This is a genomic window from Erythrobacter sp. S227 (assembly GCF_057364925.1).
Genome location: NZ_CP200280.1, coordinates 334,124 through 353,617 on the forward strand (window position 1 = coordinate 334,124; position 19,494 = coordinate 353,617).

General features: G+C 57.4%; 21 protein-coding genes. 16 read left to right on the top strand and 5 right to left on the bottom strand.

The window, feature by feature from the left end; genetic code table 11:
• Positions 1-37: 37 nt before the first annotated feature.
• The gene (locus AC0V6Q_RS01520; RefSeq protein ID WP_486169219.1) at positions 38-1,486 is read right to left on the bottom strand and encodes a sigma-54-dependent transcriptional regulator; all 1,449 of its coding nucleotides are present in this window, start codon (positions 1,484-1,486) and stop codon (positions 38-40) included.
• 341 nt (positions 1,487-1,827) lie between these two features.
• On the opposite strand from AC0V6Q_RS01520, the gene AC0V6Q_RS01525 reads away from it, so the two are divergent.
• The 15 genes from AC0V6Q_RS01525 (at position 1,828) to AC0V6Q_RS01595 (ending at position 14,755) form a co-directional block, all read left to right on the top strand.
• Complete coding sequence (locus AC0V6Q_RS01525; protein ID WP_486157999.1) at positions 1,828-1,950, top strand: hypothetical protein; 123 nt, start codon at positions 1,828-1,830, stop codon at positions 1,948-1,950.
• Positions 1,951-1,962: 12 nt separating this feature from the next.
• A complete protein-coding gene (locus tag AC0V6Q_RS01530) occupies positions 1,963-3,084 on the top strand; it encodes an NAD(P) transhydrogenase subunit alpha (protein ID WP_486166680.1) in 1,122 nt (373 codons plus the stop codon).
• Positions 3,081-3,512, top strand: coding sequence for a hypothetical protein (locus AC0V6Q_RS01535; protein WP_486166681.1), 432 nt, complete (start codon positions 3,081-3,083; stop codon positions 3,510-3,512). Before AC0V6Q_RS01530 ends, AC0V6Q_RS01535 begins: the two co-directional genes overlap by 4 nt.
• Entirely contained in the window at positions 3,512-3,796 is a 285-nt protein-coding gene (locus AC0V6Q_RS01540) for an NAD(P) transhydrogenase subunit alpha part 2 (protein WP_034959357.1), read from the top strand. The genes AC0V6Q_RS01535 and AC0V6Q_RS01540 overlap by 1 nt, the downstream gene beginning before the upstream one ends.
• Positions 3,796-5,253, top strand: coding sequence for an NAD(P)(+) transhydrogenase (Re/Si-specific) subunit beta (locus tag AC0V6Q_RS01545; RefSeq protein ID WP_486166682.1), 1,458 nt, complete (start codon positions 3,796-3,798; stop codon positions 5,251-5,253). The genes AC0V6Q_RS01540 and AC0V6Q_RS01545 overlap by 1 nt, the downstream gene beginning before the upstream one ends.
• A 7-nt stretch (positions 5,254-5,260) precedes the next feature.
• Positions 5,261-5,623 carry a hypothetical protein gene (locus AC0V6Q_RS01550; RefSeq protein WP_486166683.1) on the top strand — a complete coding sequence of 121 codons (363 nt, stop codon included), beginning with the start codon at positions 5,261-5,263 and terminating at the stop codon, positions 5,621-5,623.
• Between the two features lie 62 nt (positions 5,624-5,685).
• Positions 5,686-6,870: a parallel beta-helix domain-containing protein gene (locus tag AC0V6Q_RS01555; protein ID WP_486166684.1), complete on the top strand. Its 1,185-nt coding sequence runs from the start codon at positions 5,686-5,688 to the stop codon at positions 6,868-6,870.
• Positions 6,870-7,898: an SO2930 family diheme c-type cytochrome gene (locus tag AC0V6Q_RS01560; protein ID WP_486166685.1), complete on the top strand. Its 1,029-nt coding sequence runs from the start codon at positions 6,870-6,872 to the stop codon at positions 7,896-7,898. Before AC0V6Q_RS01555 ends, AC0V6Q_RS01560 begins: the two co-directional genes overlap by 1 nt.
• Entirely contained in the window at positions 7,895-8,893 is a 999-nt protein-coding gene (locus tag AC0V6Q_RS01565) for an alpha/beta fold hydrolase (protein WP_486166686.1), read from the top strand. Before AC0V6Q_RS01560 ends, AC0V6Q_RS01565 begins: the two co-directional genes overlap by 4 nt.
• A 124-nt stretch (positions 8,894-9,017) precedes the next feature.
• Positions 9,018-9,722: an aspartate/glutamate racemase family protein gene (locus AC0V6Q_RS01570; RefSeq protein WP_486166687.1), complete on the top strand. Its 705-nt coding sequence runs from the start codon at positions 9,018-9,020 to the stop codon at positions 9,720-9,722.
• 343 nt (positions 9,723-10,065) lie between these two features.
• The gene (locus AC0V6Q_RS01575) at positions 10,066-11,259 is read left to right on the top strand and encodes a deoxyguanosinetriphosphate triphosphohydrolase (protein ID WP_486166688.1); all 1,194 of its coding nucleotides are present in this window, start codon (positions 10,066-10,068) and stop codon (positions 11,257-11,259) included.
• Positions 11,252-11,977: an NAD(P)H-binding protein gene (locus tag AC0V6Q_RS01580; protein WP_486166689.1), complete on the top strand. Its 726-nt coding sequence runs from the start codon at positions 11,252-11,254 to the stop codon at positions 11,975-11,977. Before AC0V6Q_RS01575 ends, AC0V6Q_RS01580 begins: the two co-directional genes overlap by 8 nt.
• 43 nt (positions 11,978-12,020) lie before the next feature.
• A complete protein-coding gene (locus tag AC0V6Q_RS01585; protein WP_486166690.1) occupies positions 12,021-12,473 on the top strand; it encodes an ABA4-like family protein in 453 nt (150 codons plus the stop codon).
• Between the two features lie 91 nt (positions 12,474-12,564).
• Positions 12,565-14,127 (top strand): fatty acid--CoA ligase, encoded by a 1,563-nt coding sequence (locus AC0V6Q_RS01590; RefSeq protein WP_486166691.1) that lies wholly within the window; start codon positions 12,565-12,567, stop codon positions 14,125-14,127.
• Positions 14,128-14,140: 13 nt separating this feature from the next.
• Positions 14,141-14,755 carry a DUF938 domain-containing protein gene (locus AC0V6Q_RS01595; protein WP_486166692.1) on the top strand — a complete coding sequence of 205 codons (615 nt, stop codon included), beginning with the start codon at positions 14,141-14,143 and terminating at the stop codon, positions 14,753-14,755.
• 58 nt (positions 14,756-14,813) lie between these two features.
• Here AC0V6Q_RS01595 and AC0V6Q_RS01600 read toward each other — a convergent pair whose 3' ends face one another.
• From AC0V6Q_RS01600 to AC0V6Q_RS01610, 3 genes are all read right to left on the bottom strand, one after another.
• Complete coding sequence (locus tag AC0V6Q_RS01600; protein ID WP_486166693.1) at positions 14,814-14,945, bottom strand: entericidin A/B family lipoprotein; 132 nt, start codon at positions 14,943-14,945, stop codon at positions 14,814-14,816.
• A 156-nt stretch (positions 14,946-15,101) separates the two neighbouring features.
• Complete coding sequence (locus AC0V6Q_RS01605; protein ID WP_486166694.1) at positions 15,102-16,355, bottom strand: energy transducer TonB; 1,254 nt, start codon at positions 16,353-16,355, stop codon at positions 15,102-15,104.
• 79 nt (positions 16,356-16,434) lie between these two features.
• Positions 16,435-17,334 carry a DMT family transporter gene (locus tag AC0V6Q_RS01610; RefSeq protein ID WP_486166695.1) on the bottom strand — a complete coding sequence of 300 codons (900 nt, stop codon included), beginning with the start codon at positions 17,332-17,334 and terminating at the stop codon, positions 16,435-16,437.
• Between the two features lie 77 nt (positions 17,335-17,411).
• Here AC0V6Q_RS01610 and AC0V6Q_RS01615 point away from each other — a divergent pair, with 77 nt between their 5' ends.
• The gene (locus tag AC0V6Q_RS01615; RefSeq protein ID WP_486166696.1) at positions 17,412-17,654 is read left to right on the top strand and encodes a hypothetical protein; all 243 of its coding nucleotides are present in this window, start codon (positions 17,412-17,414) and stop codon (positions 17,652-17,654) included.
• 77 nt (positions 17,655-17,731) lie between these two features.
• On the opposite strand, the gene AC0V6Q_RS01620 is transcribed toward AC0V6Q_RS01615, so the two are convergent.
• Positions 17,732-19,294 carry a TadA family conjugal transfer-associated ATPase gene (locus AC0V6Q_RS01620; RefSeq protein ID WP_486166697.1) on the bottom strand — a complete coding sequence of 521 codons (1,563 nt, stop codon included), beginning with the start codon at positions 19,292-19,294 and terminating at the stop codon, positions 17,732-17,734.
• Between the last annotated feature and the right edge of the window lie 200 nt (positions 19,295-19,494).

Consider the following 19,494-nt stretch of genomic DNA (forward strand, 5'->3'; position numbering starts at 1 on the left):
CCGCTACGGGTGCGCGGCCGACAGATCAAGCTGCCCGTTACGCTGCGTTGTCGATGCCAAGGTCGGAAAGCTTGCGGTAGAGCGTTGAGCGACCAATGCCGAGGCGTCTTGCGACCTCTGTCATCCGGCCTCGGTAATGCCCGATTGCAAGGCGGATCACATCAGCTTCGATCTCTTCGAGGGGGCGCAGATTGCCATCTTCGGTGTAAAGCATCACGCCAACGCCCTCGTGCTGGGCAGAACGCGCGGTGCTGTCGGGTTCGCCGATCATCTCGGAGAGTTGCGGGAAGCTTTCAGCGGTCAGCGTATCGCCTTCGCAATACACAGCCGCGCGGAAGAGAACCGATTGAAGCTGACGCACATTGCCCGGCCAATCATATGCGGCAAGCAGGGCAAGCGCGCTGTCGGCGATGGAGAGGTGGGTGAGACCCGGCTGCTCTCCGATCCGGGTGAGGAAGTGGCGGGTGAGCGCGGATATATCGCCCGTGCGCTCTCGCAAGGGTGGCAACTGAACCCGCGTTGCGCCAAGCTTTTGGGCAAGGCCCGCGTCAAACAGGCCGCCTTCAACAAGGCGCGCGAGGCTCATGTTGCTGGCGGAAAGGAGGCGAATGTCGATACGGAAACCATGGGTTGCGCCCATCGGCCGGACAATGCCCGTCTCAAGCGCGTCGCTCAGCCGTTCTTGAACGGACATGCTGAGCCGGTCGACCTCGTCAAGGACAAGGGTGCCCCCGTCGCAATGCTGGAGCGCACCGATCTGGCGGTCAAAGGCTCCAGGGAAGGCGTTGGGTTCGTGGCCGAAAAGGACAGACTCGACCGAGTTTGGTGGAACGCTTGCGATATTGATGATGCGCAAGGCCTCTTTCGAACGCGGAGAGGCGGCGTGCATTGCGCGCATCAGCATCTCTTTGCCGGTCCCGCTTTCACCTTCGATGAGCGAATGGTTGTGCCCGCGCGCGGCCTTTGCGGCCTGGGCAAGGGCTGTGCGGAAAGGCGGCGCTGTGCCGATCATGGCGTCAAAATCGAGGCTCGCCGACATCTTCTCGGTCAGAGGCGCAAGCTCATCGCGAGGCGCTTCGCGGGTGGTGACCGCGCGAAGGGCATCCATCAAACGGTCAGGCGAAATGGGTTTAACGAGGTAATCGCTGGCCCCTGCACGCATGGCTTCGACCGCGAGGAGCGGAGACGCGCTGGTGGTGAGCATCAGGATCGGCAGAGCAGGGCGGCGCTCTTTAAGCTCGGCGATAAGCGAACAGGCATCGTCTCCTGGAACCCACTGGTCGAGAAGGATCGCGGACAATTGCATGCCTTCGCGCGTGCCAAGCATGGCAATCGCGGTTTCGGCATCGCTTGCGACAACAGTGCGCCAACCATCGCGCGCAGCAATCGCGGAAATCAGGCGGCTTTGGGCAGGCTCGTCGTCAATAAGCATGACGATGCGGGTATTCTCATCCGATTCGTCATGCACATCGGTACCGGCATCCATGCCTTCGTCAGCCGCCAAATCGGGCAAAATCTCAGCGTGTTCGTCGCTTTGCGCCATATATTCGGCCCTGATTCCTTTACAGACCCGGCTCTCGCCCCGGGAGTTAGACGTGGGTTGGGCATAAAGGAGACGGGTAAAGACGGAATTAAGGCTGTTGCGACTTGTGCAATGTCCTGCAATTTGGATGTCATTCGGAACCGGAACCGGCTTTGGTGGGTTGAGCTTGAACTAACCCTTCGATAGTGGGTTCGGGGAAGGAACGAATGCCGAAAGGGGCCGCGTTGCAACAAACGCTGAATTCCAAGGCATTCGAGGGAAAGAAAGCTGAAGGGACTTTAACGATGTCAGCCAATGATATGGACCACGCCCGTTCCACCTATGATGGGTTTATGGGGGCGCTCAAATGGGCAATCCCTTTGATTGCGATCATCACATTTATCGTTGTGGCTTTGATCGCTCCATAAGGGCGTAACTTAATGAAAATTGCTGTTCTGAAAGAGCGTGCCGCTGGCGAAACGCGAGTGGCTGCGACGCCTGAGACGGTGAAGAAATTCATCGCGCTGGGTAATGAGTTCGCCGTCGAAAAAGGCGCCGGACTGTCTGCCTCTATCCCTGATGAGGCTTATGCAGAGGCAGGCGCCACTGTTGGCACCGCCGCTGCAACGGTGAAGGGCGCCGACATCGTGCTTGGCATCCAGGCCCCCGAGGTAGCAAAGCTCAAAGGCGCAGCTTCCGGTGCATGGGTCGCAGCCTTGTTCGACCCGTTCCAGAACGGCGATCTGCTGGCTGCCTACGCCAAGGCCGGCTTTGAGGCGCTCTCAATGGAGTTTATGCCGCGTATCACCCGCGCTCAGTCGATGGATGTGCTCTCCAGCCAGTCAAACCTTGCTGGCTACAAAGCGGTTCTGGCGGCGGCTGACACTTACGGCCGCGCATTTCCGATGATGATGACTGCGGCAGGCACGGTTCAAGCCGCGCGTTGCTTTATCATGGGTGTGGGTGTCGCAGGGCTCCAGGCGATTGCAACCGCGCGGCGTTTGGGCGCTCAAGTGTCTGCGACTGATGTCCGCTCTGCCACCAAAGAACAGATCGAAAGCCTTGGCGCAAAAGCGATCTTCGTGACCGAAGTCGCAGGCATCGAGGGCGAAGGTTCTGGCGGTTATGCGACAGAGATGAGCGATGAGTATAAGGCAGCGCAAGCCAAGCTTGTCTCCGAACACATTGCCAAACAGGATATCGTCATCACCACAGCGCTGATCCCCGGACGCGCTGCTCCTGTGCTGATCACTGACAAGCAGATTGCTTCGATGAAGCCGGGCAGTGTGATTTACGATCTTGCCGTTGCTCAAGGCGGCAACGTCGAAGGCTCAGAGGCTGATAGGGTCGTCGAAAAGCACGGTGTGAAGATCATCGGCTATGCCAATACGCCAGCGGCTCTTGCTGCCGATGCCTCAGCGCTGTTTGCGCGTAACCACTTCAACTTTCTCTCTGCCTTCTGGGATGCCGAAGCAGGCAAACCCGAACTCGACGAAGAGATCGGCGATGCGATCCGCCTGACCCAAGGCGGCGAAGTTGTGAATGAAAGGCTGAACGTGTGAGAGCATTCGCCGCTACAGCTCTGATCGTTGCTGCAACTGTGCCGACTATAGCGTGCGCCCAGACTGACAACGTTGAAACGCAGTCCGTGTATTCGCTGGATGACGTTCGCGACGGGGCTCAGTTGCGTTCGGAGGTCGGGGTTGTTCTGAGCGCGGTGTACAATCCATGCGGGCGATCTGCTGGCCTTGCGAGCTCTTATGAGCGTTTTCAAGCGATGCGCGCGGCGCAAAAAGGTACGCCGCGCGAGGTCGATTTCGCCATCGCCAAGGCAGACTATGATTATCAAATGAGCTTGGTCGATATCGCATGCCCTGAGTTTTCTGAAGAGCAGCAGGCAGAAGCCGATAAATTGGAAGCATCTGTCGCCAATTCGGTGATGGACCGCATCGATATTGTGCTCGCTGAGTTAGCCGAGAGAGGCGAATAATGGACTTTATTTCAATCCTATCCATCTTCGTGCTGGCGTGTTTCGTCGGCTATTATGTGGTTTGGTCGGTGACGCCTGCGCTGCATACGCCGCTTATGGCTGTGACCAATGCGATTTCCTCGGTCATCATTGTGGGCGCTCTAATCGCAGCAGCTGAGGCGACGAGCCCGCTTGCCAAATGGCTTGGCCTGGCAGGGGTTGTGATGGCCTCGATCAACATCTTTGGCGGTTTTGCCGTGACCGAGCGTATGCTCGCCATGTATAAGAAGAAGGAGAAGAACTGATGAGCTTCTCGCTTCTGGCAGCCGCCGCCGATGGTGTGGGCGGAACCCCCGCTTGGGCTATGCTCGCCTACCTTGCGGCGGGCGTGTTCTTCATCCTTGCGCTTCGCGGGCTTTCCAGCCCCGCCACATCACGTGCGGGTAACCGAAACGGCATGATCGGCATGGGCATTGCGCTCATTACGACGCTGGTCACCCATGACATCGCCAATATAGTCGAGATTGGAATCGCGATCTTCCTTGGCGGCATCATCGGTGTCACCATCGCGCGCAAGATCGCGATGACCGCGATGCCCGAACTGGTAGCGGGCTTTCACAGCCTTGTGGGTCTTGCAGCTGTAGTCGTGGGCCTCGCTGCTTGGCTTAACCCCGGCGCGTTTGGTATTCTCGACGCAACCGGGCAGATTCTTGTGGTTAGCCGCGTTGAGCTTGGTCTTGGTATCGCAATCGGTGCGATCACCTTCTCAGGCTCGGTTATTGCGTTCCTCAAATTGTCTGGCCGGATGAGCGGTTCTCCAATCCTTTTGCCAGCGCGTCACTTTATCAACCTTGGTACGCTTGCCGCGATCCTTGGTATGATTGCAGCCTATGCTGTGTCGGGCGCAGGTGGTCCGGGCGAAGGGCAGCTTATCATCTGGGTGACCGTCCTCGCCTTCCTTATCGGCTTCCTCCTCATCATCCCGATCGGCGGGGCAGATATGCCGGTGGTTGTGTCGATGCTGAACAGCTATTCGGGCTGGGCTGCGGCGGCCATGGGTTTCACTCTTGGCAACTCGGCGATGATTATCACCGGTGCGCTGGTGGGCTCTTCCGGCGCGATCCTCAGCTACATCATGTGTAAAGCCATGAACCGCAGCTTCATCAGCGTGATCGCTGGCGGCTTTGGCGCGGAAGATGGTGGCAACAGCGACGGGGCTCCGCGCGAGGTGCGCCCTTACAAGCAAGGCTCTGCTGACGATGCAGCGTTCATGCTCGAACAGGCTGAAAGCGTTATCATCATCCCGGGCTACGGCATGGCGGTGGCACAGGCTCAGCACGTGCTGCGCGAAATGGCCGATGCGCTCAAAGAAAAGGGCGTCGAGGTCAAATATGCGATCCACCCGGTCGCAGGGCGTATGCCGGGGCACATGAACGTGCTTCTGGCCGAGGCAAATGTCCCGTACGATGAAGTCTTCGAGCTTGAGGACATCAATAGCGAGTTCGCGCAAGCTGACGTTGCCTTCATCATCGGTGCAAACGACGTGGTGAACCCGGCGGCAAAGACCGACAAGTCATCACCCATTTACGGCATGCCTGTGTTTGACGTGGATAAGGCCAAGCAGGTCTTCTTCATCAAGCGTTCAATGGGTGGCGTTGGCTATGCAGGCGTTGACAATGATGTCTTCTACATGCCGCAAACGGTCATGCTCTTGTCTGATGCCAAGAAGATGGTCGAAGGCATTGTGAAGGCGCTCGACTAGAGGCTCGATGCGGTACCTGCTGCTCTTCCTTGTGTTTCTTTTGGGGCTGGGTGCCTTTTGGGTGCTTGGCGGAGAGAAACTGGTCGAGAAGGTCACAGAGGCGCGCGTGGAGCAAGCTTTGCTCGACAATGGCGTGCCTGCGCGCATGTCGTCCTGCATGGCACCGCGCCTCGTCGACAAGCTCACAATCGAGCAATTGCTCAAGCTTGAACGCTTTGCCCCCGAAGAAGGTGAGAGACGCATTCCCTTGTCGACAGGAGAAGCAATGGCCCGTCTTCGCAGGGTCGATGATCGCGACGCCGTTGAACAAGTGGTCATTGTTGCTGGTGGTTGCGGTGTCGACATCGGACTGGAGCTTCTGAGGCGCTAAGCTTGCTTGCAATCCGCCCTCGAATTGCGCCACTATGCGCTCTGGAGAGGGAGACACATCACATGATCAGGATTTCGATTGCCGCAGCATTGCTGGCGAGCGCAGCGCCCGCATTGGCCGAAACGCATACAGTCAGCCCGGGCGAAGGCGCACAGGAGCGTTTGCAAGAGGCGTTGATCCTTGCAGAGCCCGGCGATGAGATCGTGCTTGAAGCAGGCCGATACACGCTCACCGATGGGCTTAGCCTTGATGTGGACGGCGTGACAGTGCGCGGGGCCGGTATGGATGGGACGGTGCTCGATTTCACCACGCAGGCGGGTTCTGGCGAGGGGCTGTTGATCACCTCAGACAACGTGACACTGCGCGATTTCGCATTGGAGAACCCCAAGGGCGATGGGATCAAGTCCAAGGGCGCTGACCAAATCGTCTACCACCGCATTCGCGTGACGTGGACCAAGGGGCCTGACCCCGACAATGGCGCATATGGCATTTATCCGGTTGAGAGCACCGGCGTTCTGGTTGACGGGGTGAAGGTTACCGGAGCCTCTGACGCTGGCATTTATGTCGGCCAGTCCAACCAGATCACCGTGCGCAACTCCATTGCCGAGGCCAATGTTGCTGGCATCGAAATCGAGAACAGCCGCAATGCCTTGGTCGAGCACAACATTGCGACCCGCAACACCGGTGGCATCCTCGTATTTGACCTGCCCGGTCTGCCGGTCATGAATGGCGGCAATGTAATCGTTGAAAACAACCTCGTGGTGGCCAATGACACCCCCAACTTTGCCCCTCCCGGCAATATTGTCGCAGGCGTGCGCCGAGGCACGGGGATCATGGTGATGGCCAATGAAAAGGTCCTTATCCAGGACAATATCATCGACGAGAACCCCACCGCGCCGATCATGGTGATCGCCTATATCCAAGGGTTCGATGATGACCGTTACAACCCGTTCCCGCGCGAGGTGGTGGTTGGCAATAACATCTATGGCCGCGGCGGGGATGAGCCTCAGATGGAAGGCGCAGAAATGCTTCTCGCAGCTTTTGGCGGATCATTGCCGCCTGTCATGTGGGATGGACAGGGGAGCCTTTATGCCGTGCCCGGCACCGCTGGCTGGTCGCTGAACCTGACCGAACAAGGCAAGGGTTTGGCAGGGGCCAACCCATCTCCACTTAGCGTGCCGGAGCCGGAGGCTGACTTCGACCGCACCGGCATCGGTGCACCTGCCGAGCTGGATGCGCGTATCTGATGTCAACATTGCGCACCTTTCTCGCTGCGTTGGCGGCGTTGGTTGCATCTGTGGTGGCGCAAGCGACAGTGCTCGCTCCAAATGAAGTGCGCGATGACTTGATCTCAGGGGATGGTTTCCCTCGCACGCTTCAAGCGTACAGCTTTTTCAGCGATGCCGCCGCGCGCCAGCCCAATTGGGGTGTTCATGCCTATTCTCTCAATACATCGCTTTGGTCAGATGGTGCGGACAAGCTTAGATATATTTACGTGCCCGGCGATGAAACGGGCGCGGCAAAACCGCTTGGGGCCAATGGCAAGGGATTGCTTAATTTCCCCGTGGGCAGCGCAATCATAAAGACCTTTGCTTTTGGTGAGGGTTCAGACCAGCGCTTTATCGAAACGCGCGTGTTGCTGCACCGGGCCGATGGGTGGTTGGCCCTCCCGTATCGGTGGAACGAAGAGCAAACTGAGGCGAAATTGGCACTTGCCGGAGGGCGCGTGCCGATCACCACGCCATCGGGTGAGGAAATCAGTTACCGGATACCCAATAAAAACCAATGCAAGGCGTGCCATTCAGTGGATGGAGAAGTCATCCCCATCGGTCCTAAAGCGCGCAATCTGTCGAGCGAGTGGGTGAACGAAATGCACAAAAAGGGCTGGCTAGACCAAGTGCCCGTGGGGGCAGACACATTGCCCCTTTTGGACGATATCAGAGCCAGCAAAGAAGCGCGTGCTCGCGCCTATCTCGACGTAAATTGCGCGCATTGTCATCGTCCGGGAGGCGGAGCATCCAATTCCGGCCTCGACCTCAGCTGGGAGCAGACCGACGCCTTTGCCATCGGCATCAACAAACCGCCGGTTGCGGCCGGGCGCGGGGCAGGGGGGCTGCTTGTCTCAATCGAGCCCGGTAAGCCTGACAAGTCGATCCTCCTGCACCGTATGAATTCCAATGAGCCCGGCGTTGCGATGCCTGAATTGGGCCGTTCAACCATCGATCACGATGCGGTTGAACTGATGAGAGATTGGATTGCGGAGATGGGTGAATGAAGTGGGCTATTCGGATCGTCTTTGCGATCCTTGCGATTTTGGTGATTGCCTTCCTCGTTCTGCGCGTGCCGGATACAGACCCCGAGATGATGCGCGCGCGTTGGGGCGGGGAGCCGTCTCAATATGTCGAGATTGGTAACGGAGTAACCGTCCACCTTCGCGATGAAGGCGCACAAGAGGGCATACCTATTATTCTGCTCCATGGTTCAAACGCAGACCTGCACACGTGGGAACCTTGGGTTGAGGGGCTCAAAGCGGCACACCGCATCATCCGCTTTGACCAGGTGGGCCACGGCCTCACCGGACCTGACCCTTCCGGGGATTATTCCAGAGCAAACTATGCCGCCGATGTGATCGAGGTCGCCGATGCGCTGAGTGTCGAAAAATTCATCCTTGGCGGGAATTCCATGGGTGGAAAGCACGCTCTGGCCGTTGCAAATGCATATCCGGATCGCATCGCAGGCCTCATCCTTGTTGATGCAGGCGGAGCCCCTCAAGCCGAGGTCGAGGCTTTGATGGACCCGGCTGAACTGGAAGCAGATGACGGCGGAAATATCGGTTTCACGATTGCGCGTATGCCCGGCGTCAATATGATCGCCGAGCACATCACCCCGCGCTCGCTTATCAAGCAAAGCCTTGAACAAAGCGTCTCGAACAAAGCGGTTGTGACCGAAGAAGCGGTTGATCGCTATTGGCAATTGTTGCGCTATCCAGGCAACCGTGCAGCGACCATGGCTCGGTTTTCTGCCGACTACGAGCCTCTAACCAAGGCAGAGATCGCCGCGATTTCGGCGCCTTCGCTGATCCTTTGGGGCGATGAAGATGGGCTGATCCCGGTCGAAGCGGGCCAATGGCTTGATCAGACCATGCTTGCCTCATCGCTGGTCGTGTACCCCGGAATCGGGCATCTTCCCCACGAGGAAGCGCCAAAGGCCACTTTGGCGGATGTAAAGGCATGGCTGGCCAGCTTTGAAGGTGCAGAGCCTGAAGGGTGATTTTCCGCCCTGTTTGCAGATTTGACGATCTTAATCAGCCGCTATGGACGAATGCGGCTTATGCTCGCTACATCAGCCAGCGCCAATGCGTTGGCGAGCACTTAGGATTCGAGGGACTTTAATCTTGCGCAAACTGGGAATGATCGGGGGGATGAGCTGGGTCTCTACCCGCATCTATTACGACCGTATCAACCGAATCGTGCAGCGCCGCGCGGCCCCGATGGCTTCGGCCCCCATGCTTATCGAAAGCCTTGATTTTTGTGAGCTTTATGCGCTTCGCGAGGACAAGGAATGGCAGCGTGCAGCCGAAATCCTGAGCGACAGTGCCAAGCGATTGGAAGGGGCAGGGGCCCAGGCCCTTATCATCAACGCCAATTCCATGCACAAACTCTATGACGAGATCGCTGCCAGCGTCGACATCCCGATCCTTCACATCGCAGACTATGTTGGCAAGGCCTTGAAGGAAGCCGGATGCAAAACCGCCGCCATTTTGGGCACGCGCAATGTTATGACCGAAAGCTTCTATCGCAAACGGCTTGTCGCGCAGGGTGTGAACCTCTTGCCGCCCAATATGACCAATGTCGAGACGATGGACCGGATCATATATGACGAGTTGATGGTCGGAAAAGTGACCCGCGATGCCCAGCGCGCGATGAAGACAATCATCACCAACAAATCGCAGGATGGTGCCGAAGCGATCGTCCTTGCCTGCACCGAGCTCGACCTTGTGGTGGATATCGACGCCAATGTTTTGCCCGTGTTTGACTCCACCAGAATTCACTGTGAAGCCGCCGCGAACTGGATCCTTGAGCAAGAAACAGTGAACTAGGTCACGCTTTGCCGCTTGCTAGAAACGCTTTGTCGCTTCTCCCCGGAGGGCGGGGTGCAAGTTGAGTCGGCGCGGACTAACCGCGAAACATGGGTCTGCCGTGATATAAAAGAAGGCAGGCTTGGGTCTTCGGGTCGCGCCGAAAGACCCGAGAGCTTCAGAGCTCTTGGGGCCGCTTACCACCCCCCCCATTGCACCCGGTGAGCGGTCCCATTTTTTTCTTCCTTCGAATTTGGCCTTTGGCGAGCGCTCCAAAATGTTGAGCGCTGTCCACGATATTCCTACATCGTTTTTGATTTGTTCCCGTTGAGCCGCTCATGGTGCTCACCTAAGCGGTAAAGCTGTGACATCCAGAGCCCCCTTTGCCGCTGATCCGCATGCCCATGGCGGGCGCGAGTTTGCACCCGCCAAACACGGCGCATCCCCCGCATCGCCGCTGCCTGTTGAAAGGCGCGGACCCCGAAGCGATTTTCAGCGCGACCGCGACCGCATCATCCATTCGATGAGCTTTCGCAGGCTCAAGTCAAAAACGCAGGTCTTCATTGCGCCCGATGGGGACCATTACCGCACCCGTCTTACCCACACGGTCGAGGTGGCCCAGATTGGCCGCGTTCTGGCGCGCGCGCTTGGGGTGGATGAGGACCTCACCGAAGCGCTTTGTCTGGCCCATGATTTGGGCCACCCGCCGTTCGGCCATGCAGGGGAAGATGCTCTGGCTGAGGCGATGGAGACGTACGGCGGTTTCGACCACAATGCCCAGACCCTGCGCACGGTTATGCGGCTCGAAAGCCCCTATCCCACCCATGATGGATTGAACCTGACGTGGGACCTTCTTGAAGGGCTTGCGAAACACAATGGGCCGGTCACGAAGCCCAATTGGGCGTTGAGTGAGCTTGATGAAGCGTTCCCGCTCGACCTTGGCACATGGCCTTCGATTGAGGCCCAGATTGCAGCGATTGCCGATGACATCGCTTACGACAATCATGACATTGATGATGGGCTCCGCGCAGGGTTCCTGACCCTTGATGACCTGATGGAACTGGATTTCCTCGCAAGCCAATGGCGTGTCGTCGAAAAGCGCTTTCCACATGCACCCCAAGACCGCCTGTTGCGCGAGCTTGTTCGGGATCAGATCGGATTGATGGTGAATGATGTGCTGGAGCACACGGTTCAATCAACCAAAGGGTTTGAAACGGTGAGCCAAGTCCGTCAGGCGGGCCGGCAATTGGCCGGATTTTCGCCCGAAATGGCGGCGCAGGAACGCACCTTGAAGACCTTTATGTATCAAAAGCTCTATTACCATCCCGAACAGGTTTCGGCCGCTCAGAACGCGCGCGACGTGGTGGCGAAGTTATTCACGGCATACTCGCAAGACCCCGGCCAGATGCCGCAAGAGTGGCGCGAACGCCTGCCCAAGGCCGAGCCTCAGCGTTCGCGAATGATTGCCGATTTTATTGCCGGGATGAGCGATCGTTTTGCCATGCAATCCTGCGCGAAAATCTATGGTGAAGTGCCCGAGGGCCTGATCAATGTCTGAGCTTTACGATAGCCCGAATGACACCGTTCAGGGCCCTGTTCGCGTAGGGCTTGTCGGTGCAACGGGCCTTATCGGGCGCAGGCTCATCGAGCTTTCCAGCGCAGGCGATGCGATGCGCATGGTCGGCATCGCCCGGCGAGAGCCAGAGCTTCCCAAAGGCGCGAGAGTTGAAATGTTCGTGGCTGACCCGGAAAGATGGGGCGAAATCCTCGAGGCGGTAAAACCTCGCGCGTTGATCTGCGCATTGGGGACAACATGGCGCAAAGCAGGGCGCGACGAAGCGGCGTTCCGCAAGGTCGATTTTGATCTGATCGTTGCAACCGCAATGGCTGCGCGCGAAGCTGGCGTTCCCAATTTTGTATTGGTGAGCTCATCAGGAGCAAGCCGCAACGCCAAAAACTTTTACCTGCGAACCAAGGGTGAGACCGAGGACGCGGTATCGAAATTGGGGTTCAACCGGGTCGATATATTGCGCCCCGGTCTGCTCAAGGGCGCGCGCCAGGACGACATGCGTCCACTTGAAGCCATCGCTCAAGTTATGAGCCCATTGCTCGACCCGCTTTTGCCCGGCAAATGGCACGGGCTCCGTTCCATCGATGCAGATCACGTGTGCGAGGCAGCTATGGGATTGGCGTTGCGCAAAGCGGCCGGTTGCTTCACCCACGATAATGACGCGATCAAGAGAGCCGCGCGCGATTGGCGGGCAAAGTTCGCTTGAACAGCTGACCGATAGGCTCGGAAAAGCACAACGGGGAATGACAATGGATTGGGACTTCGCTTTCAGAGCTGCAAACATGCTTGCCCTAGCCGCGTGGATAGCGCTCATACTCTTGCCGCGCTGGCCTGCTTTGCTCTCAGCTGTGCTGTATTTTGGCGTGGCGATTCTGTCTCTTGCCTACACCACTGCTCTTGTCTCTGTCGTCACAGGTCTTGTCTCTGCAGGGGATGGCGGGGGCGGCGCGAACTTCACCACCATCGAAGGCGTGCGTGATATATTCGCAAGCGATGGGGGCGTCACCATCGGCTGGATACATTATCTGGCGTTCGACCTGTTCGTCGGCCTTTGGATCGCGCGAGATGCCGATGCAAAGTCGATCCACCGCATTATTCAGGCTCCGATCCTCGCAGCGACGTTGATGGCGGGTCCGGCAGGCTTGCTGATCTGGTTAATCGTGCGCGAGCCTGCGGCAAGACGGCAGGGACGCTGGAGCTAGATTTTACTGAATTTCCCTTAGTAAACATATGGACGCGGCCGCCTGCAAATGCTTAACCGTGCGAAACAATTCAGTTTGGGGGAAGTAAAGCATGGCTGTAAAAGCCCAGCAGAGTTTTTTGTCGTTTGACGAGTTCCTGAACCATTGGGCCAAAGAAAGCCCGGATCAGATTGCCCTCGAGATGGGCGACCGGATGACGACCTATGGTGAAGCGGATGTGCTCACCCGGCAATTGGTCGCCTTGTTTCGCGAAAACGGGGTCGGGCACGGCGACCGGATCGCATGGCTTGGCAAAAACTCTGATCGGTATTTCCTGCTGCTTTACGCCGCTGCGCGCATGGGGGCGGTGATCGCTCCTGTTGGCTGGCGCCTCGCTCCGCCAGAGATGGCGTATATTCTCGCTGATACCGGCACCAAGGTGCTTTTCGTTGAAGAAGACTTCATCGAAACCGCCAGCGAAGTGACAGGATCGATGGAGAATGCGCCAAAGATGCTTGAAGTCGAGAGCGCTTTTCGGATGGCCCGGGATCTGACGCCTGCAGAGTACGAGCCTGCGGACCTCGATGACCCGATTTTGCAGCTTTACACCTCGGGCACGACCGGCAATCCCAAAGGCGTTGGCCTGTCCAACCGCAACATGTTCGCTCTGCGCAAGCCAAGCATGGAAGCAGCCCTTCCTTGGCAGACCTATCACGACGAGGACTGCATCCTTGCCGCGATGCCATGCGCCCATATCGGCGGCACTGGATTGAGCGCGATTGCGACATCTGCCGGTATCAGGGCGCAGGTTCTCCCTGAATTCACCCCCGATGGCGTGCTGCGTGCGATCCAGAACGGGGTCACGCATATGTTCCTCGTACCCGCTGCGATCCAGTTCGTGATCCAGCACCCGCTGGCCAAGGAAACCGATTTCTCGGGACTCCGCTATCTGATGTATGGTGCAGCTCCCATGCCGCTGGAACTCCTCAAACAGACGGTCGCGACTATGCCGGGGGCGGGGCTTTTACAGGTTTACGGCATGACCGAAACCTGCGGCACCGTCACGATGTTGCCGCCGGATGACCATTCGCTCGAAGGCAATGAGCGGATGCGTTCAGCGGGTAAAGCTGTGCCCGGTGTAGAAATCCAGATCCGCGGCGAAGACAACAAGGAAGTGGCGCGCGGCGAGATCGGCGAGATCTGCATTATGTCGCCTTCCAATACGGAAGGGTATTGGAAGCTACCCGAAGCGACCGCCAAGACCATCGATGCCGACGGCTGGCTCCACACTGGTGATGCCGGGATCATGGACGATGATGGCTATGTCTATATCCAGGACCGGATCAAGGACATGATCATTTCAGGGGGCGAAAACGTTTATCCCGCTGAGGTGGAAAACGCGATCTTTGGTCACCCTGCTGTCGCAGAGGTTGCCGTTATCGGTATCCCTTCCGAGCAATGGGGCGAAGAGGTGAAAGCCTGCTGTGTTCCAAAGCCTGGCATGGAGATCGATGCGGGTGAGATCATCGCCTATGCCCGCGAGAAAATCGCTGCGTTCAAAGCGCCCAAAAGCGTCGATATAATTCCCGAAATGCCGCGCAATGCCTCTGGCAAGATTCTGCGCCGGCAATTGCGCGCGCCTTATTGGGAAGGTCAGGACCGGCAGGTCTCGTAAGGGCCGCTGCACAATGAAACGCCACGCCCCTGCCACCTTGCGCAACCGCGAGGCTATTGCGCGTGTCCTATCCGCAGAACTCCCTCAGAAAGGGACGGTGCTGGAAATCGCGAGCGGTTCTGGAGAACACGTGGTTTTCTTCGGCGAGCGATTTTCGGAACTGCATTGGCAACCCAGTGATACCGACCCCGCTGCTTTGGATTCGATCAGGGCTTTTACGAAGGAGTATACGGGAAAAAACGTGGGGTCCCCGATAGTTATCGATGCAACTGTGCCCAAGGATTGGGCAATTGAGGGGAATATTGCCGCTACCTTGTGCATCAACATGATCCACATATCTGCCTACGCATCGTGCACTGGTCTTTTCGAAGGCACAGCAATTGCCGCTGCACAAAGTGAAAGCGCTAAGGGATTTCCCTTGATCCTCTACGGACCATTCTTTGAGCAGGGGGTTGAGCCGGCGGAATCGAACCTTGCCTTTGATTTAAGCTTGAAGGCTCGAAACCCGAATTGGGGCATTCGCCATGTCGAAGAAATAGACACAACGGCACAGGCGCACGGTTTCCGTCGCAGCGCGCGCTACGAAATGCCGGCCAACAATTTGATGCTGATCTATCGCTTTGGGTGATGGGCCCAGAAATTGGGCAGATGGGTGAGGAGGACTAGGTCCTTCTCACACTACATTTCTAGTCAATCGCTTCTTCACCTGCGCGGCCAACGGACTCAATATCGCGGCCCAATCCTTTGACCGTGTTGCAGGCCGTCGCTGTTAGTGTCACGGCGCCGAGCAAAAGAGCGATAAGAGCGTTGCGGATCATGGATTGTCTCCGTTGAGATAGGTGAGCAGTCATTGCTTTACCCGATTTGGCCATCGTTCTTATCATATTCCAGCAAAAAAGGGCCAGCCCGCAATGGGCCAGCCCTTTGTTGCGGTGAGTTGCCCCCTATGAGAGGCAGAGCTCTATTTCCATACATCAACTTTGCGTTGTGATAAGGTCATTGGTGTTTTCCGGCGTCAGATCGAGCCGTTCTATGCGATAGCCGGGCTCACGGCGGCGGATGCGCGTTCCTGTGCTCTCATCTGCGAAACGCGAGGTGAGAGTGAAGCGCTCGACTTGGAAAAAGCCCGGGGACGTCTCATCAAGGTCAAGCGGTGCATAGCGCCGCGAGGAAATGCTATCGAGCACTGTTGCGTGCCAGCTGTCCGGACCTTGTGCACGAAGAACCTCGACATCCTCTGTGGTACCATCCGGGCGCACCCAGAAGCCTACATCAATAAAGCGGGGCTTGTTGAGTTGCGGAGTAGTGAGACGATCCAGCGTGTTGCTCTGAAAAAAACCCAGTCGCCGATCCACGGGAAGACCGCCCCGGCTCACACGCTCGAAAGGTTCGTTGTATAGTAGGATCGGAGTTTGGGTCCCACCCATTGCAACGAAGCGCTCAATCAGCGCGTCGGTCGCGCCCATCTGACCTCGATTGCGATCAAAACGGGCCTTCATGACCTCAGCAACCAGGATGAAGTCCTCGGAGTTCTCCAGCGGCTCCTCAATGAGTTGCGCAATTGATGCTTCATAGCGGTCGAGCAACCTTTGGTTGCCATGACTGGTTTCCCACTCCGCCTCATTCAGCAGCGCTTGACGAAGACGGGCGAAACTGGCGACACGCGGATAGCCCAGCTTTAGTGCGCGTTCTTCGACACGCTCATAAATCCGGCGCGCGCCGTTGGGAAAACCGAGCCAAGCACGGCCATCCCCCACCTCGGTGTCAGCGATCAGGACCCGGCGGTCCTCGGTGCCGAAAACATCTTTCAGAACGTCGCGCATTTCGAGGTTTGCAAGTCGAAAATCTCGCGCCTCTCCCAAATGTATCGCGAACCGGCCGCTCGCGCGATAAAGGTCGGACAGGGGTACAGGCACAGACTCCTTGTGCTTGCGGTTGCGACTGAGCGAGCGGCTCAGCGTTGCCTCACCGTCCTTGTAGTCGCCAGCGATGAACTGGTTCTCGGCATGGGCAAGCGTCAGCGCGATGTCTTCTTCAGGAGGGCAGCCTTGTTCGATACAGGCTGCAAGCGCGCGGCCGGATTCCTCGATCGGGGTGCCGGACACGATGATCTGGTTTTCCCCTGATTGGCCGTTCGGCGATTGGGCAAGAGCAGCTCCCGATCCAAGCGTCAGGGCGGCAAGCGGGAGAATTGATAAAGTAGAGCTCATACTGGGGAAGCGTTTCATTGGTTACATCCTTTGCTGCGGTATCCCTCCACTTGGGTTTATTGCACCATACATCGCAGCGGGCAAGAATCGCCGTCCTCTATTCAGGCTTTGCTTCTGCCAATGTTCGCTCGCGCCATGCAATCATAAGGCCCGCTCCCACGATCAATGGTGCGCCCAACCACAATGTCGTCGATGGAGCGCGGTCGAATATGGCGTAACCATACCAGGTTGCCCAAAGCAGCGAGGTGTAGTCGATCAGCAAGATCACGCCCGCCGAACCAAATCGCAGCGAGCTTGTCAGCAGAATTTGGGCAAGGGCCCCGCATAAAGCCATCGCCACAATGATTGCCCAGGTTTGCGGGTCATGCCAACTTGCAAAGAAGGGCATCAACACAAGGAATACTGGCGTTGAAATCGCGGTGAACCAGAAGATGATGCTCCACGGGCTTTCGGTTTTGTTGAGGTCCTGAATCTGAAAGCTGATCATCGCGACCATTGCTGCTGCTGCAAGTGCCACGAAGACGCCGAAAGCCGTTATCTCATCCCCCATGCTGCCCGGTTGCATAATCACGACGACGCCGCAAAAACCGATGAGAACCGCAGCAGAGCGATAAAGGCCCACCTTCTCGCCAAACATCGTCACGGCGATCACGACGGCAAAGAAGGGCGCGGTGTAGGAAAGCGTTGTCGCCTCCGCGAGAGGCAGCAGCAGTACAGCGCCATAGACGAAGAACATGCAAAACCCGCCGAGCGCGGAGCGCGCTGCGTGGCTTTTGATCCGATTGGTGCGCAAGGTGGCAAGTTTTCCGAAAAGAGCCAAGCCGCCCGCGATGAGTGCGAAAGTGATGAATTGACGCCAGAACAGCATCTCGACCAGATGCACGCCGCGTTCCCCGCCAAGTTTGACCAGCATGCCCATCGTTGCAAACACCACAGCCGTGATGAGGCGCAATCCAATGGCAAGCATCGGGCGAGGGCGGGCAACGGATCCATCCATAATGACAAGGCTTTAGGGGTCCCGTGTGATTGCGCAATGCTTGCGTGCGTGTGTGCAAAGACTAAATGAGCGCTGCCATGGATTTAATGAACCCTCTCACCTTTGCGAGCGATGCGGCGCTTTTGGCTGTTGCAGGTGCGGTGTGCTGGGCTTTAGCAGCAGTGTGTCTTGTGATGGACAAAAGGCGCGAGAAGCGGCGCTCGGTTGACCGGTTAGAGCGCGTGGGATTTGTGCCTTGGACCGGAATGTTTTTGGGGCTCGCGATTATCGGCGGCGGATGCCTTGCGTTGAGCCTGCCAGTTGTGCTGGGAAATTTGTGAATTTAATCTCCTGCGAAAGCAGGAGCCCATCTCGGGGCATTGAAGCTGGACTCCTGCTTTCGCAGGAGATCACAAACTTACAAGCAAGCCTCAAGATAAGCCTGATCAAACCCGAACTGGCGGGCCTTCTCAAGTGTGTAGGGACGCAGTCCGCTTGAGCGGAATTCGCCCATGATCTTGCCGTCTTCGCTCTCGTCCAAATACTCGAACTTGAACAGGTTCTGCGTCACGATCACATCGCCTTCCATCCCAATCACCTCGGTGATGTCGGTGGTACGACGCGAACCGTCGCGCAGACGTTTCACCTGAACAATCAGGTCAACCAATTCTGCGATCTGGCGTGAAATGGCTTCCTTAGGGATCTTGATGTCGCCCATCAGGATCATGTTTTCCATACGGCCCAAACACTCGCGCGGGCTGTTGGCGTGAAGCGTACACATGGAGCCATCGTGGCCGGTGTTCATGGCGGCGAGAAGGTCGAAACATTCCGCGCCACGAATCTCACCAAGGATAATGCGGTCAGGACGCATACGCAGGGCGTTCTTCACGAGGTCCCCGATGGTAATCGCGCCTTGCCCTTCAAGGTTAGGCGGACGTGTTTCAAGCGGGAGCCAGTGCGGCTGTTGCAGACGAAGTTCGGCCGCGTCCTCGATGGTCAGAACGCGTTCGCCGGGGTCGATCATCTTCGAAAGGGCGTTGAGCATGGTCGTTTTACCGGAACCCGTACCGCCTGAAATCACGATGTTGAAACGGCACGCGCCAGCGATTTTGAGCGCCGTACACATTTTCTCCGACATCGAACCGAATTCCTTGAGCATGTCCAAGGTGATCGGTTTTTCAGAGAACTTACGAATTGAGATCGCGGTGCCGCGAAGGGAAAGCGGTGGAACGATGACGTTCACACGAGAGCCGTCTTTCAAGCGGGCATCGGCAAGCGGCGTGGTTTGGTCGACACGGCGGCCAACCTGGTTCACGATACGCTGTGCGATCTGGAAAAGGTGTTGTTCATCGCGGAACCGGATGGGCGCGATAACAAGTTTACCCTTTTTCTCGATATAGGTCTGGTCAGGACCGTTGACCATAATATCGGAGACGTCCGGATCGTTGAGAAGCTCTTCGAGCGGGCCGAAACCCAGAAGCTCGTCGATCAGAACCTTCTCGAGAGCAAACTGCTCGCGGCGGTTCAGCGTGACCTTAAGCTCGGCCAGCACTTCCATGATGATTGGACGGAATTCTTCCGACAGCTCTTCTTTGGTAAGCGTCGCTGCCGCTTCAGGGTCAACGCGCTCGAGAAGGCGCGGGAGAACCTGTTCTTTAATCTTGTGAACGCTTGCCTCGAACCCGCCAGCTTCTGACTCGGTAGCGTGGGTTGCGTTCATGCGCTCGGTCAGGCGATCCATCGCTTCGGATGTCGATCCGCCTTTGGAGGATTTTGGAGGAGGAGGGGCGCTGGACTTTGCAGGCTCTGCGCTGCCCCCGCTGCTTCCGCTGCCACCATTTGGCAAAGGCGGGAATTGTTCGCCGCCCTTTTCGTCCTCGGAATTCGAGCTGCCGCCCTTCATCGGACGTGCTACGCCAAAGGCAGGTTTTGCACCGGGTCGCATGCCGCCCGCGCCACCTTTTTTGCCAAATGCGCTCATTTACTTAGCCCCCGGGCTCAATCTGGTATCACCTGCGCTATCGCGAACTACCACGAACAGCGCCTCTCGAATTGTGGTGAATAATTTGGAAACCTTAATTTTTCGCCAAAGCGAGAGGTTTAACTTTCGTCGGGTAAATCCGAGTTTCGCCTATCGTCCAATGTCCCTCCATTGGGTTAAGGGTAAACCCTTGGGTATTG

Bases quoted from the DNA above. Each gene is read 5' to 3' on its own strand.
- AC0V6Q_RS01520 (WP_486169219.1), bottom strand. From the start codon at position 1,486: ATGGATGCCGGTACCGATGTGCATGACGAATCGGATGAGAATACCCGC.
- AC0V6Q_RS01525 (WP_486157999.1), top strand. From the start codon at position 1,828: ATGTCAGCCAATGATATGGACCACGCCCGTTCCACCTATGATGGGTTT.
- AC0V6Q_RS01530 (WP_486166680.1), top strand. From the start codon at position 1,963: ATGAAAATTGCTGTTCTGAAAGAGCGTGCCGCTGGCGAAACGCGAGTG.
- AC0V6Q_RS01540 (WP_034959357.1), top strand. From the start codon at position 3,512: ATGGACTTTATTTCAATCCTATCCATCTTCGTGCTGGCGTGTTTCGTC.
- AC0V6Q_RS01545 (WP_486166682.1), top strand. From the start codon at position 3,796: ATGAGCTTCTCGCTTCTGGCAGCCGCCGCCGATGGTGTGGGCGGAACC.
- AC0V6Q_RS01550 (WP_486166683.1), top strand. From the start codon at position 5,261: ATGCGGTACCTGCTGCTCTTCCTTGTGTTTCTTTTGGGGCTGGGTGCC.
- AC0V6Q_RS01555 (WP_486166684.1), top strand. From the start codon at position 5,686: ATGATCAGGATTTCGATTGCCGCAGCATTGCTGGCGAGCGCAGCGCCC.
- AC0V6Q_RS01560 (WP_486166685.1), top strand. From the start codon at position 6,870: ATGTCAACATTGCGCACCTTTCTCGCTGCGTTGGCGGCGTTGGTTGCA.
- AC0V6Q_RS01565 (WP_486166686.1), top strand. From the start codon at position 7,895: ATGAAGTGGGCTATTCGGATCGTCTTTGCGATCCTTGCGATTTTGGTG.
- AC0V6Q_RS01580 (WP_486166689.1), top strand. From the start codon at position 11,252: ATGTCTGAGCTTTACGATAGCCCGAATGACACCGTTCAGGGCCCTGTT.
- AC0V6Q_RS01585 (WP_486166690.1), top strand. From the start codon at position 12,021: ATGGATTGGGACTTCGCTTTCAGAGCTGCAAACATGCTTGCCCTAGCC.
- AC0V6Q_RS01590 (WP_486166691.1), top strand. From the start codon at position 12,565: ATGGCTGTAAAAGCCCAGCAGAGTTTTTTGTCGTTTGACGAGTTCCTG.
- AC0V6Q_RS01595 (WP_486166692.1), top strand. From the start codon at position 14,141: ATGAAACGCCACGCCCCTGCCACCTTGCGCAACCGCGAGGCTATTGCG.
- AC0V6Q_RS01600 (WP_486166693.1), bottom strand. From the start codon at position 14,945: ATGATCCGCAACGCTCTTATCGCTCTTTTGCTCGGCGCCGTGACACTA.
- AC0V6Q_RS01605 (WP_486166694.1), bottom strand. From the start codon at position 16,355: ATGAAACGCTTCCCCAGTATGAGCTCTACTTTATCAATTCTCCCGCTT.
- AC0V6Q_RS01610 (WP_486166695.1), bottom strand. From the start codon at position 17,334: ATGGATGGATCCGTTGCCCGCCCTCGCCCGATGCTTGCCATTGGATTG.
- AC0V6Q_RS01615 (WP_486166696.1), top strand. From the start codon at position 17,412: ATGGATTTAATGAACCCTCTCACCTTTGCGAGCGATGCGGCGCTTTTG.
- AC0V6Q_RS01620 (WP_486166697.1), bottom strand. From the start codon at position 19,294: ATGAGCGCATTTGGCAAAAAAGGTGGCGCGGGCGGCATGCGACCCGGT.